Below are 15374 nucleotides of genomic sequence, written 5' to 3' on the forward strand. Positions count from 1 at the left end.
AGTTTTAACATAAATTAAATAATTTTATTTTCTAATCTATTTAATTCTAACTCCCCTGACAACAACTGAGGAAGTAAATATTTCCTTGTACTCATAAGGGTACTATTTTCAAAACAATTCAGAGAAATATTATCAAAAATTGGTTTTATTATAGAATTAAATTCTTTCAATATTTTAATAGGTGGCACTAAAATTGTTGTATTTTCAATGTTTCCCTTGTTAATATGTTGCTGCGCTCCACCGGTTTGGTGCTTTATAATGTAATCTATCATGTGATTAATCCAAAGGTAAACATACTCAGAGGAAATGATTTCATTCCCCTTTACACCAATTACTGATTGATTTGCACAACAATCAATTTCTAATCTACTAATTTGCCCCAATGTTGCTCCAGTAATTGCCAAAACCGTTGTCCCTTTTGGTAGTAATTTGGTACTTGATTTATTCAATCCAATTTCTGAAATATAATCCGTAGGTTCTATGATTCTAAATTCGTTGACTTTACCCGAATTTATCCATGGAATTTCTCCTCCCCAATACTCGTCTTTTTTCCTACTTGGAGTCCCTCCTAAAACTACTTCTAATACATCACCAATATTCTTTAACTCCCAGTCTTTTGGTACTCTTCCAATGTCATGTTCAATTAATTCGATATTTTTAAATGGTTTATAATGTACAAACCAGTAGTTAAACAACTCTTTCGCCAAGGTCTCAAGTGTTTCATTCATCCTATTGTTTATTTCTATTTTCTTATCAAGGGAACTTAACATATCAGCAATTTGTTTTTGTATACCAAGTGGGGGTAAGGTTATCTCAAAATCACTCATTAAACTCAAAGGTATACGGTCAACGGTTGAACCTGATAAAATATTTTTATCTATTATTTTTCTCCATTCATCACCAAAAAAGTAATAATATAAATAATTATTGTCTGCAAGTAAGGGATTTGGACGTATTAAAGCAACTCTTCTACCTAAGCAACACTCTAAACCTTTAGGAATAATCGCATAGCGATTTAACGTGGCTTCATAGGTAAATACTATATCTCCTTCATTTGGTGTCACACGCTTTGTCCACCTTGGAAAGTCATCATATGAAATATGTCTTATCTCAGATAAGTCAATCATACCTTCGGGAGTTAGGTTTTTAATACCTAGGAAAACTGGCCCTTCGGCAGAAGGTTTTGGAGTTTGGTGAGGACCATCATAAAGTCCCTCAATAACGTCCCCTAACTTTACTGTTTTCCACTTACCACCCATTACATTAATTCCTCCAAATCATTCTTGATTTTTATTTGAAGCCGATTAGATTCTTCAAATTGTTCCTTTAATATTCTGTATAATTCATTAATTTTTTCTTCAACTGGGATATTATCTTCTTCTATTACTTCTGATCCAACATAAATACTAGGTGTTAATTTGTTTCCATTTTTGTTTACTTCTTGAACTGTTACCACTTTACAAAGGCCTGAAATATCTTTATATTCTTCTGTATTTTTGTTTTTGAAATCATGGTATATTTTTGCAATCTGATTAATTTCATCTTGAGATAAGGCCTTTTGTTTACGACTTACGGAAGTTCCCATTTTCCTAGCATCAATAAATAAAATTTCATTCTTACGTTCACGAAATCCATTTATACCATTACGATTTTTACTAAGGAAAAATAGACAACATGGGATTCCAGTAGTAAAAAAGAGTTTTTCAGGCAATTGAACAATACAATCTACATATCCTTCTTCTATAAGTCGTTGCCTTACTTCCTTCTCTTCTTTCAGATTGGTGGTCATGGCTCCGTTTGCCATGACAAAACCTGCAGTTCCATTTTCATTTAAGTGGGATAAGAAATGTTGTATCCACATATAGTTGGCATTACTATTAGTTACTGGACCTATTAAACGGGGGTCATTTTTTGCCATCCTGTCTGCTCCCCAGTCCTTTTGGTTAAATGGTGGATTTGCAATAACAAAATCGGCTTTTAAATCCGGGAATTGATCGTTTAACAAAGAATCACCCAAGCGAATCTCTGCATTTATTCCATGAAGCAGTACGTTCATTTTTCCCAATCGAACAGTTGTCGTCACATTTTCTTGCCCATAGAAAGATAGAGCATTCTTGCGTGGTGAATACTCTTCACTCTGTATAAACATTCCGCCACTACCACATGCCGGATCAAAGACTTTTCCACTTATCGGTTCAAGCATTGCCACAAGTAGTTTTACTATGCTTGATGGGGTAAAGAACTCTCCACCACGATTCCCTTCAGAAGAAGCGAAAGAGCCTATAAAGTATTCATAAGTACGACCTAATACATCTACACTTTCACTTGCCCTAGCACTGAAAATTTCACGAGAAAATATTTCTATCAACCCTGCAATGTTTTCAGCAGGAAGGTTAGATCCTTGAAAAGTTCTTGGTAGCATACCTTCTAATTCTGGATTTTCTTCCTCAATTCGTTTCATTGCATGATCTAATATTTCTTTAATATTCGGTTGTTTTGCATTAGACATTATATAAGACCATTTCGCTTCCTCTGGAACAACGAATACATTCTCTGCTTTATATTGATCATGGTCTTCAATAATAACCATTTGCGTTTCTTTATCTTCTGTAAACCATTCACTATTTGGGTCTTTAACCATTTGTTCTAGTTGACTACGGCGTTGCTCATATTTATTGGATAAATACCTAAGAAAAATTAATGGTAAAACATAGTGTTTATAATCAGCCGGTGCTACACTTCCTCGCATTTTGTTGGCTGCCTCGAACAAATCCTTTTGGAAATCTATATCTGCTTGTACTTTCATAACTTTTCCTCCTGAACTAAGACACGAAACTTCTATCTAATTACCTATTTTATCATATATTTTAAAATCCATTTAAAGGAATCAATATCTAGCAAATAGTTCTGCGAAAAACGAATATAGCCATTGAAGCAAAGCCTCAATGGCTATATTCTATATTAAATTTCATTTACTCTATCTTTTGTATATTACTTCGAATTCTTTGTATTCTTAGTGCAGCGGGAGAGACTCCGCCAATTTTGCTATATATATGGTCTTCGATATTTCCTAAAGGGGAATTAGTGATTTTATCTCCTAATACAGCCTTTAAAATTAGCCCTATGAAAGAAGTTGTAAATGGAGGAACAACCCCTCCTGTTGGGAGTAACGCTAACTCTAAACCAAGTCCTAATATATCAACATTTTGGGAAATAAAAGGGCCCTTCGACTTATGCCATTTACGCACATCATTATTAACAATCTCCACCTGTTGCATTAAACTTTCCATTGAACCATCAGATTTGTTAATTAATCTTGTTATTATCTGTCTCAACTTTTTCACTTCATAATCGTCAATTATCTCTAAATAATCAAGGATTGGAACACTTTCTGGACGAATTATTTTTAAATTGCTTAATACACTTCCCATTTCGTTAATTTTAGGAACTAATAAATTACTTTCTGGTCCGGCATGTAATCGGGAAACCAAATTTAAAATTTGCTCATTATGAACTATGCTAGGATAAAAAACTGCCCCAAGTGCTCTTGCAATAGACAACTGCATACTATAAACATGTGATTCTATTAAAATTGTATCTGAAATTTCCTTTGGTAATTTATTTCCTAAATACGTAACAAGCGACTCTATTACTCCACCAGCAGTGATATTTCCAGCAGCGATATGCCCTTTTTCCATAAACCACGCTTCTCCTGAATCTGCAACCTGTATATGAGTTTCTGTTGTTTCCGTTAAAGCGTTTGTTAAAAGGAATTCGTTTGGTGCATTTTCCAACAAGTTATTATTCATTAAGGAAACGTTATGGCTAATTTCTGCTGCAACCTGTGGATTTTCCCTAAATATTTTCCAAAATGGAAATTGCCTTGCTAAGGTAAGTATTGTCAATCCATCTAGTTGACGAGGCAAAATTACATTAATGTTACTATCTTCTAAAAACATCCTAACAGTTGGGGATTTATAATGATGTAAAGGTGCCATAAAGATAGGTATAATCCTACCTCTTCTAGCCAATTCCATGATTACCTCTGTTGATATAGGGCGGATATTATGATTGTAGCCGTCCATATCTTGCGAAATAGGGTAATACACTTTTGAATACAAAGTTAATAGGGTAGTTAGTTGTTCCTCTGAAATAAATGAATCAACAAATACTGTTCCTTTTTTAGATAACTTATTATCAATAATTGATTTATATTTAATTTCACCATTGATAATTTCACCTAATTGATCGCTAAAACGTTCTTCATCAAGTTTGGCAATATTTCTTATATGATTATCCTCATAATCAAGACTGTTAAAGCGGTTTGATTGAAGAAAAACATTTTTTCCTTTGACTTTATGGGAGTCTAGCATCTCATTATCAAATTCATAAACTGATATGGTTACATCAGAATGAAATACGTCATTTAATACTTTTTGGGTCTTTTCAAGCATCTGTATATCCGCTTTAAGGTTAAAATCTGCAACAAATACATCTATTACTCCACCTTTTACGGTTTGGGAATCGAAATAAACTACATTTGGAACACAACTTTTAACTAAAAACTCTATATCCGAATGAGTTAATGAGGAAATATGTGCATTTTTTATTTCATTTGGTAATTCATATAATCCCCTATCTTGAAAAGGTGATTTTGAAAAAGGTTCAACTAAAACCCTTGTTCCTAATGGTCTGTTCTTCTCAACAATTTCTTTAGTCAAATCAAGGATCTCTTTGGTGGCTTGTCCCTCTTCATTACCTACAAATAGAGAAATAGTTCCTACACCACTCTCGATTGAATTAATTTTTTCTATTCCCGGCACTCGAAATATTACTGCCCTTTCGATTCTATAACGGTCTAGACTCATGATTTTCCTCCTAACCCTAGCGGCCTATACGCTGTACATGATAATACACTTCATTCCTTGTGCTAGTGAGAAAACAGCAGCGAGTCTTCCCCCTGCTGTTTTACCATGATATAAATAAATTCTAACTTAATTTATTTTTTGCCTTTGAATCAAGTTTGTCTTTTATACTTACTATATTGTCTTTATATACGCTTGTCTGAGTTTTTAAATATCCCTCTTCCAAACCTAGTAACTTTTCTACTTCTTCACGGTACAGGCTTAGTCCATAATTATCGGATAATTTATACATGAATTCATCACCAGTAATATAATTATTTTCAATTAGCAATTCAACTGCCTGTTTCATTGATACTGGGTCTCTCATGTCTTTAATATCATCAAGCGGCTCTTTTGTTCTCCAACCTTTTTGGCTAATAGAACGTTGCATATATTGGTATGTTCCATCGGAAATAACACCCAATTTATAGGCACGCATAACCATTGCCCCTATAGAAACACACCACCTCTTTTTAAGGGTTTTATAATACATCAAATCATTTGGGTGTATTGATACATCCCTATAAAAACTTTCTTTCGGTAAAAGAAATGCTGCTGCGAAATCATTTGCTTCTTGCTCTATTTGTTTAAATTCCTCTTTACTTAAGTCATCAAGGTTCATATAAGGGTCATGCAATACTTTATGTCCCAATTCATGAGCAACATCAAATTGGCGTCTATAAAATGAATTCTTATCATTTCCCAGCACTATCGAATAGTACTGCTTACCATTTACCTCATGTTGTGAGCCAAAGGCGTCTATTGACTTTTTATCAAGATTCAGGGAGGAAATAACAAAACCCTTTGTTTCAAGTAAATAAACAATATCCTTTACTGGCTGGTCACTTAGTCCCCATGATTCCCTTAATCGTTCTGCTATTTCCTCCACATTTTCCGTATCACGCTCTGTGAAATCAGGAACATCTAAATCTGGAAAATCAACATATTCTTCAAGTAAAGAGCGAATAATGGTTAAATATTTCACTCGATCATGTTGCATCTCTCTTTCTTTTTTACCTGTAGTTAATAGGGAGCGAAAGTAAGTATTTCCTGTCTTTACTTCTATCGAATCTTCATAGAAATACTCTTTAGGAAACCTTAATAATTGACTTATTTGCAGTAGGGATTCAAATGTTGGAACAGCCTTATCATTTTCATACTTAGAAATCATTTGTTTACTTACACCTAAATTATTTGCAAGGTCTGTTATCGTAAGCCCTCTATATATTCTTCCTTCTCTTAGTCTAGAACCATTGAATTGTCGTTCTAACACGCCATTTCCTCCTTATAATAAGAGGAGTTTTTAACTATTTTCTTCCTCTATTAAATCCTCTTTTTCCTGCTTTTTTGTAGCAATTTCATTCTCAAAGTGTTTTTTCCGTTCTTTAATTGATTGCTTAACTTTAGGAATTATTGTTACACTCTCAGTATTATCTACGACCTCTTCGTCTAATACAAGAATATTGCCATATTGATCCTCTGGTACAAATGATGACCAATTCTCAACATCAAGCAGTTCAAAAAAGCGATTATATAACTTCGCTTCTACACCCACTATTTTTCGTTCTTCTTCCTGAGCAACAATAAAAATTACTTGATTAACTAAAGGATATTCTTCTCCAAGTAATTTTTGTGCTTCTCTAATTCTTTTAGTCTCATAATCTTCAGGTAAAGTCGAGAATAGTGCCATTTGATGATTATCTAACTCTACTGGTCCACTATTTAATGAAATAAAAGCATGGAAGTAATGAATTTTCCTTTTTCCAAGATTTTTAATCACAATCTCCAAGTTCTTTTCTTTTGTAAATACATATAAATCTCCTGTATTTTCATTTAAAACACAAACAAAACTCCAAATTCCTCTTCTTTTGGTTAAAACGATTAAATTATTTTCAAGAGCAATCTGTTTAATACGTCTAAATCGAATGTCCCAAGCCCCACCATTTTTAAAATTCCCTGTATCAAGTCCATACTCTTGTTTTATTTCGTTCACGACGTCATTTGTGGTTTCAGTAAATGCTCTCACCAAATCTCCTACAACTGATTGATTGATACCTGAAGTCATGTTCAACTACCGTCCCTCTCTTCACTATCTTATTTAATGTAATAATACTACATTTTTAAATAAAAGGTAAACCATTTGTTTTTATTTTATAAAAAAAATAACCCTATTCGACAATGGAGTAAAGTTTTTCTCCTCTACTGATAATAAAAAAATCCATTGAAGTTTTGCTTCAATGGATTTCTTTAAGTACTAAAATCTATGATAATGCTTCGGTTAAATGATACGAACTTTGGAGCGGGCTATGTTATACCACCAACCACTTGTTCAGCCACTCTTTATCAATAGTAACTTCAACTCTCTGCTTTACCACTATTTGTGGTACGGTTCACCAAACAATGAATTAAAGAAGGAACATGAAATCATCGATTTTATCTTCAATATCATATTTTCTATTTAGTTCTATGTAGTGATTTAATAGTTTTTGGATTTCTTCTTTGGTCGAAGCATCCAATAAATCATCTTTGAAATCCTGATACTCTTCCTCATCATCTTCCTCAATGTATGTATGTTCATCTACATGATCAACTAAATCCCATTTTATATACTTTAAAATTTCTTCATCACTGTCAAACAAATTCCTGAACCCAATTCTTTCTGTTTGAATCAAAACGTCTCCCTCATTTTCATCATAAAGAGTTAGGGAAAAATCATTTTCTTCAAGGTGTTTATATAATTGGAATGGGGAAAATTCATTGAACTGATTTAATGGAAATTCATATTCATCTTCTCCTGAAACAGTATTGCAACCTACCCGATAGCATCCACCTTCTTCAGTAATTACAATTTTTTGCCCATGGACTCCATATATGTATTCTAAAATAAAATCTTTACTATCCTTTACTTTAATTTCCTTCATAAAATATCATCCTCCTTATCTGGTCGCTTACATAGGTGTTCACCTTCCCGTCTTATCGCAGAACACTTGTCACCGCAATTCATATAAGTAAAGTTAAACATTCCTTGATAACCTCCTGCTTTATTATCACTAAGAATGAGCGGGAACCAAATTTTATGTTGAGAATTTAACTTTTTAATTGACGTTCTAGCATACGAATTTCTTTAACAACTTTATGCTCAATGTTTGCTAAATAATCCTGTTGTTGTTGAGACATTTCTGGCCAAAATCTTTCATAGAATGAACGGATAATAACCTTTTCCTCTTCTAATTCCTGTAATCGTTGATGCCTAGTATTAATCATCTTTTGCTGCCCCCTTTAAAAAAATTAGGTTCTAATTGTCCCTTAAATTAGTTGTAACATAAATTTCAAAAGACCATATCAGTATTAATTAAAATTATTGATATATTTTCATATGGCTACAAAAAATCGTGAATCATAGTCGATTCGGATACCTAAATATCATTAACTTTTTATTGAGAAATGCCATTTAAACGGAGGTTATTTTAACCCTATATGATTATATAGGTAAACCCTTAACTTAAATTACAGAGCCCCTTTAACCCGAATTTTTCAGTGATAAAATACTAAAGTGCTCATTGCAATAAGGTATCCGACATTACTTGTATCAGAATGGTAGATGTCATTTTTAAACAGGTAAAAAGAAAAAGAGCAAGATGGGAAATTACTTCCCCGTCCTGCTCTTCCCACGATAAAGATTTTTTCACCTGTCTATCACAAGTCATTTTTCCCGATAAGCAATTTTGTTGCTTCTTCCTTAAGTTCTTTCTCGAAGTTTCCCCTGATACCAGCCTTTCGGTAAAGTCTCCATAAGGATAAATCCCGTCCTTCTTCCTGTAACTCCTTCACTGCCCATTGTAACCTTCTAATTTGAAAGTCTTTAATACTCTCCGTTTTTTCTTTCAAAAACCTTTTAGTCTTTGGCAGTTTATTAAGGTGTTTCTCTAATAATGGTCGAATTCCAATCATGCTACCTATTGAACTTACAGTAATACGTACAGGTTTTCCTAAAGACAACATATCATTGACTGCAACTCTCACATTATTGTAAATTTCCTCATCCCGACACTCCCAGTCGACCCTAAGATTATCATTGACTTTGGATAGTAGTTTTGGAGAGTTTCTATTCAACCAGTCCCTATCATTTCGGTACAGCCATGTAAATACTCTATTGTTAAGTTGGCGTAATTCAGTTTTACTGCTGCGCGGATACTGCTTTCTTAGATTAAGCCACTCTCCTCTGTATCCTTCTTTTTTCTCATCAAAATAATCTTGTTTAATGGAATTTATACTTTTGTCCTCTTCCTCACTTCTTGTTATCCAATATGTTTTTAAACTCAATTTCTTAGCATATTTTTTAACTGTGGCTGGATCTACCTCTAATTGTCTTGCTGTTTCCCTTAAACTTAGTCTTTGTTCAGTAAGTTGTTTTAATTTGGCTTCCCATACAGGACCAAATTGCTTAATTTTGGTTATATTGTATCTGTCTTTCTCATCTTGATCAGGACCTGTTCTAAGGTAAATAAAGCCGCAATCGCACCTAAATATCCCAATAGGACCTTTACTATCCGCACCATACTTTAATTCTATGTCGTTAATAACAGGGTTTAAATAATGACTAGCAACAGGGTTCAAACATGGCCAAGGTTTCTCTCCAAACGGTTTGTATTCAATTTTCTTATTAAAAAGGTCTGAAATGGTGATTCCGAGGAACCGTGTAAATAATAAGTGTCTTATGGGGTGGGTAGTTCTATTGCTTCTACGAAGAATATCATTCAGCCAATTGTTATTATTATTGATTTCCGATTGCATTTTTTCGAGCAGTTCAGGACCATAAAAATCTAATAAAGACCCTAGCAACTCTTTTGTTCTTACCCGACCGTTTACATTTGCAAATCCTAGTTCTTTTAACCTACTTAGATACTGCTCTTTATACCATTCCGACGACTTATTTTCCACCTTATTACTTAACAGGAATTTAATATCTTCTGTAATTTTGATTGCCTTTTCCATAATCATGTCAGTGTAAATTGATTCCGAAGCACTTTTTTTGCAGGTTTCAGGAGCGGCTAATCTATAATCATGTTTGTTATAACCTCTAACAGGTACTTGGCTATCATACAGTGGAATGTTATGATCTGGACAAACAAGAACTCCCGGTATTTGATGAATCCTATGCCAATACATTTCTCCAAGATTATCCATCTCTTCTTCAGCACATTGGGGGCAAAATTTAAAGTACTGATTAAACTTAACTGAACTTGCTATCAAACCAATCCTATTATAAATGCTGCCCCCATTATCCCCAATCATAGATTCTTTAACTTTAGCAGCATGGTCAGGAGGCAGGAAAGCAGCATAAAATGGATACAGTGTATGATTTGCAATTAAGTATTCGGGTGTATAATGGTGCCCAACAGGAAGGTTTTCCATAATACGATAGATATGCGAGGGCAAGTCCATTATTGCTGTAATACTGTCTGTACCGTATATATCCTTTTGTGTGGCTTTGATACTGACATTTCCACTTCGAACGTGGTATCTCGCCAAAATACTGTATAAAAGTTCGTCTTTATACGGGACAGGAAAGAAGGTCATCATTTCCCATCACCCTGTCTGACCAAAATCACATTCATAACTCTTGATAAAACCACCATTACCAAGAACTTCATAGGCTGTTTTGTTTTCCTTTCGACCTTCAACAACTAAGATTCTTATATCATTCTCTACAGAAGATTCTTCTTTCTTTCGCTTTTTATTTCGTTTAGTTGAAGCGGATATACCCTGTATGGTTTTAACAACCAGTTCGTTGATATCCAAATTCGCCTCTTTTTCAGTAACTTCTTCTACAACCTTTTGAACCTCGGTAGGTTCAAAATCCAATTCTATAAGTTTCAAAATTGCCTTTTCTTTTATTGAAATACTCATTTCTTGTTCTTTTTTCTTTTGCGTTCTTTTTATTGCCTCCATTCTCATTTGCAAATCAACAGAAGCCCTTTCTTTTTCCATAAATCCTAAAAAATCTACGTCCACTGTACTGATATCTTCAAACTTCGCAATCTTACTAATGTTGCCCGACTTCAAAGCCTGAATCATTGGCTTAACAAGTTGCAAATGCTTATTAGCCACCTGACTAATTGTTTCTGGCATTATTGCTTCTCTATCCATCATAATGGCCTCAATTTGAGCCATTGCATAAAGTTTTACAGCGATATCGATAATACCTTGGCTTTCCTCATACAGGGTATTTTTAAAATCATCTGTTAAAGGAATCTCTTTTCTTGTCCATTGATAGCCCCAAAGTGCATTAATCAATAAACCCCAGTTTTGGTTATTTTTCAATCTATCCCAAATCATATCCCCTTGACCACTTCCCCTTCTTGCCTGTCTAAATTCGCTTTGCAAAATAGACAAGCCAGCGGGTGTTCCCACTAAAATTACTGGGACTCCAATTGTATTAACTAGTGTCACGAAGAAATTGAGCATTTTTTGATCGCCACCACTTTTGGCTTTACTTAAATGTTGAATCTCGTCTATAACTAAAACCCCTAGCCCGGTGTTTCTTGCTATTTGAGACATAATCACCAACATATCATTTATAGTCTTTCTACCTAGCCCAAATTTTTTATGATACTCTGTTCCCAATAAATCATCTACCTTTCGAAAAAATTCCAATGCTAGTCCTCTCAAGGAAGAATCAAAAGGACAATCGAGTTTGAGCCATACAAGTTGATACATACTGAAATTTATTCCGTTATAGTCTTTGTGAACAATAACTTGAGGATATAAAGACAGAATTCTATTTATAGCCGTTGTCTTCCCCATTCCACTTACACCAATTATCGTAAATCCTGCTGCAGTTGTTCTAAAAACACTGTTATTGCTTAATTCACCTTGCAATCCTTTGATACTTCGATGTCCTTCCTGCAGGCCCTGTGCATACCCTGATCGAAAAGGATTTCTTGCCAGATATCCTTGACGAATTACTCTGGAAATTCTACTTTCCAAATCCAAGTGTATCCATAACGGCTGAAAACATTGAAATAATCTTTGTACCAAATGAATGCGATAATGTTTATCTAACATTCTTTCTTTGGGGTTGTATTCAGCATATATAGCCATCTTTTCAATGGCTTCCTCTGTTGAGAGGATAGAGGGAAGCGCCTCAACGAAAGGGTTTCCACTATACTCCTTTATTACTTGTTCCCCGTATTCAGCAACAATAGCATCACTACCGTTTGGAATGATAACTTTATTCATCTTTTTTATTTAATGCCTCCTTCTGCTTTCTTAACAACAAATCAAAACCAGCATCCCCCATAAATTCGTTACTATCAGATTGAATAAAAGGAACAACCTTAGAGTTTTCTATATTAACTTTATTTAATTCAAAGGCCTCTTCTTCACGCTGAATCATTTTTTCAACAGCACGGTTTTCCCGAATGCTGCCTATTCTGCTCCTTTTACTGCTTACATCCGTTTGTTTTTGAGATGTTTCCATTTGGGCCTGTTTTACAATCTCTTCTATTTCAGTATTCAAATCAACTTTTGACTGTATTGTTTTCTCCTTGTGTTGTCTTTCCTTTTGTTTCTCGTATTCAAGTAAATAATTTATTTCTTCAACTGCCTTGCCCTTATAACGTTGTTGATGTTCTAATAAAAAACATTTATCAAAACCCAACCCATTTTCATCCCGTAAGTATATATAATCCATATTTCTTGGATCATAACTTATTTCAACTTTCCAAGTGCCCCGGTTCCGTGCTTTTTCAAACCATCTTTCCTTTAAAGACTGTTTTGAACCATAGAGTAACCCTTTATACACAATTCCCTTTGCAGTTACAGTAGCCTTGCCTGTTGGCATGAGATTGAGTTTTACAACATCTTCTGGGGCATGACGTAACTTTCCAGATTTGTTGTTTATCCCCCATTCCCAGAGTTGTATTGGAATCGACTCTATCTCGTCCTCCACCATCATTTCTTCACGCTGATAATTCGTAAGATAATGTTGATTATTATGATATAAAACACATTTAATAATCACTTGAGTAAACTGGTAAATATCCAATTGTGCTTCCAAACGATAATCACGATCCCCACGTTCTTTAATTGACTTTACAGCACCCGGTAGAAAGGCCTTCGTTCTTGTATTGGTTACCCGAAACTGTTGCTCAATTATTCCTTTTAAATCAGCCCTGTAAGAAGGTGTATTCAGAACTTTTATTCCGAAATTATTAATTAGGGGCTCAACTTTACTTCCCTCTAATTCCCCTCGGTCGGCCAAAATGGATTCTGGAAGGTGCGCGACAGGCCACTCATGTTTTTCAATCTCAATTCCGAAGTCCCGACAAAAACTAACTTTATCAGAAGCAGCATTAGCCAAAGCCATCATTGCACCCGCCCAAGATGGACCTTCCAATCCAATATATAGACCCACGATCATTCTGCTATAAACATCCATTACAGAATATATTACAGGTCGTCCGATTATCCAATCACGATTAAATCTTGATAACAGGTACAAGTCGCCAATTGTTGCGTCAATCTGATAAACTGCACCGGGACCTAGTGCCTCTGTTGTTGACTCGCCTATAATTGCTCTATGATTTTGATCATAATTTTTTCGACCTTTTCTTTGGCTAATTTCCTTTTTGATGTCTCTTTCCTTTTCAAACCAATACCTAAATTGATTTAACGATGGTAACTCTCCATAGGATTTTATTACGGGTATTTCCACATTTCCTTTCACTTTACTATCCATACTAAAATACTCTTTTAACATTAGTTCGTAGGTAAGAGTAAGTGATTTTTCGTTAGAGGAGTAATAATGCTTGTTTATAGCAGCCCTAAACATTTTTTTGATATTTTCATCAATATTTATTCCTTCACCTGTTACCTGTCCATGCTTTCTAGGCCGTCCTCTTTTTACCCCACTAGTCCTTTTTTCCTTTCCTTTACCTCCACACAGATAATAGTCAGGTAAAAGAGCATTTTTTATTTTGCCGCGTTGCCAATACTTTTTCAGATAGCGAATAACAGTACTTTCGTGAATATTGTGGGCTTCACACTTTTTTAGTATTAATTTTCTTCTTTCTGCTGAATGGTAAACAAATGGCTCTAACTTCACAATATCCTTTATGGTTTCCCAAGTACTATCACGTAAGGACAGATGTTTTTCAGGAATATCATTTTCATTTATCAGCCTACTGAATGGGTCCTTTTCAACAAGAATTATGCTACCCTTGTTAAGCCCTTCTTCCACTTCTGAAATATTCCTTTCATAAGGTAAAGAGGTGGTATGAATATTAAAAAAATACCCATAATCACGTGCTTTATTTAGCCATAATACCCTTTCTACTACTTTCTTATTATCTGAATCAGTAAAGGAAATAAGATTATTAACTACAAGCATTTTCTTTTTACCTCCTCATGTGTAACTCGTGTTTTTACTTCAATTGTTGGATTGGATAGATTTATGTCAATTTGGTTAGTCATATCTATCCCAATCTGTTTGGAAGCAATTAAAAACTTAAACACAAACAATGCTGTTCCTGAATCGTAATTAAACTCTTTGTCAAAGTCAGCAGTAATCTTTCTAATTGAATACTTGGCATCTACTAATCTTTCTATTAAAGCGTTGCCTAAATAAATCAGTTCATCCTGTGTAAAACCTCTTTCAGCATATGAATATAAGCAGGAATGCACCCATTCAATGTTTTTTGCAAGCACATTAGAAATTTCTTTTTGAGTAACAACTCCCCAGTCTATTCCTTTTTCCGTCCAATATCGGCGTTCAATCTCTAATCTTTCCAATGTTTTTTTCTTCTCAAGTTCCGAAGCCATTTTTATGCTTCTGGCAAAATGCAAATTAACTCCGTCTGCTCTGTTTATCGTTATTAGGAAATTAGTGCTTAGTGTATATGGATATCCACTATCTTTATCTGTAAATAGTTTAAAATTCAAATCTGATTTATGTTGAATAGTATCTTCAAGGTCCAACAAGGGATAATGTTCTCGAATGTCAACAACTGTATCTTCCCACTCCAGCATATAAAAGTAGCGAGCCTGCAAATCTGAAAATAAATGATGTACTCTACCACTCTTCCACCCTAGTATTCGTGATACTCTCCCCATAGAAGGAAAATCCTGAATAGTCAACCATGGCTTATATTCCTTTCCTGCTCCCTGTCCCCTTCCTTCTTTAACAAACCGATTATATTTATTCTCATTCCAAGATTGATTACGTTTAGTCATTTTCCACTTCCTCTACTACAATTAAGTGAATTTTAGTAACTCGATTCTAACGGGCCGGTTAGACTCATTCAATATCCCTTAGCAATCTTTTTTATGATTTTAAGGGAATATTATTATCATTTTTCTATGACCTAAGATATTTACTGCAAATAACTTTTTGTAACTATGTTAAATTAGAATAAAGTTTGCAGAAGCGAGGAATCACGTTCACCCCTTGCCACATCTGACTTCAAA

Annotated in this window: 11 protein-coding genes; all 11 read right to left on the reverse strand. The window is 34.4% G+C overall.

Annotated elements, in window-relative coordinates:
* Window positions 1-14: 14 nt before the first annotated feature.
* The 11 genes from F9279_RS12125 to F9279_RS12170 all read right to left on the reverse strand — a co-directional run bounded on the left by F9279_RS12125 (window position 15) and on the right by F9279_RS12170 (window position 15140).
* Entirely contained in the window at window positions 15-1259 is a 1245-nt protein-coding gene (locus tag F9279_RS12125; RefSeq protein ID WP_152113346.1) for a restriction endonuclease subunit S, read from the reverse strand.
* The gene (locus F9279_RS12130) at window positions 1259-2806 is read right to left on the reverse strand and encodes a type I restriction-modification system subunit M (protein ID WP_152113348.1); all 1548 of its coding nucleotides are present in this window, start codon (window positions 2804-2806) and stop codon (window positions 1259-1261) included. Before F9279_RS12130 ends, F9279_RS12125 begins: the two co-directional genes overlap by 1 nt.
* Before the next feature lie 166 nt (window positions 2807-2972).
* A complete protein-coding gene (locus F9279_RS12135) occupies window positions 2973-4868 on the reverse strand; it encodes a hypothetical protein (protein ID WP_152113350.1) in 1896 nt (631 codons plus the stop codon).
* A 121-nt stretch (window positions 4869-4989) separates the two neighbouring features.
* Complete coding sequence (locus tag F9279_RS12140) at window positions 4990-6177, reverse strand: helix-turn-helix domain-containing protein (RefSeq protein WP_152113352.1); 1188 nt, start codon at window positions 6175-6177, stop codon at window positions 4990-4992.
* A gap of 30 nt (window positions 6178-6207) precedes the next feature.
* On the reverse strand, window positions 6208-6969 hold the full coding sequence (locus F9279_RS12145) for a DUF5986 family protein (RefSeq protein WP_193224554.1): 762 nt from the start codon (window positions 6967-6969) through the stop codon (window positions 6208-6210).
* A gap of 340 nt (window positions 6970-7309) precedes the next feature.
* The gene (locus F9279_RS12150) at window positions 7310-7825 is read right to left on the reverse strand and encodes a hypothetical protein (protein WP_152113356.1); all 516 of its coding nucleotides are present in this window, start codon (window positions 7823-7825) and stop codon (window positions 7310-7312) included.
* 166 nt (window positions 7826-7991) lie between these two features.
* Complete coding sequence (locus F9279_RS25180; protein ID WP_193224555.1) at window positions 7992-8168, reverse strand: hypothetical protein; 177 nt, start codon at window positions 8166-8168, stop codon at window positions 7992-7994.
* Between the two features lie 432 nt (window positions 8169-8600).
* Window positions 8601-10487, reverse strand: coding sequence for a TnsD family Tn7-like transposition protein (locus F9279_RS12155; RefSeq protein ID WP_152113358.1), 1887 nt, complete (start codon window positions 10485-10487; stop codon window positions 8601-8603).
* Window positions 10488-10493: 6 nt separating this feature from the next.
* Window positions 10494-12146 (reverse strand): ATP-binding protein, encoded by a 1653-nt coding sequence (locus tag F9279_RS12160; RefSeq protein ID WP_152113359.1) that lies wholly within the window; start codon window positions 12144-12146, stop codon window positions 10494-10496.
* Window positions 12139-14298 carry a Mu transposase C-terminal domain-containing protein gene (locus F9279_RS12165; RefSeq protein ID WP_152113361.1) on the reverse strand — a complete coding sequence of 720 codons (2160 nt, stop codon included), beginning with the start codon at window positions 14296-14298 and terminating at the stop codon, window positions 12139-12141. The genes F9279_RS12160 and F9279_RS12165 overlap by 8 nt, the downstream gene beginning before the upstream one ends.
* The gene (locus F9279_RS12170; protein WP_152113363.1) at window positions 14289-15140 is read right to left on the reverse strand and encodes a TnsA endonuclease C-terminal domain-containing protein; all 852 of its coding nucleotides are present in this window, start codon (window positions 15138-15140) and stop codon (window positions 14289-14291) included. Before F9279_RS12170 ends, F9279_RS12165 begins: the two co-directional genes overlap by 10 nt.
* Window positions 15141-15374 lie beyond the last annotated feature (234 nt).

This window comes from Bacillus sp. B1-b2 (genome assembly GCF_009183415.1).
GTDB lineage: Bacteria > Bacillota > Bacilli > Bacillales > Cytobacillaceae > Niallia.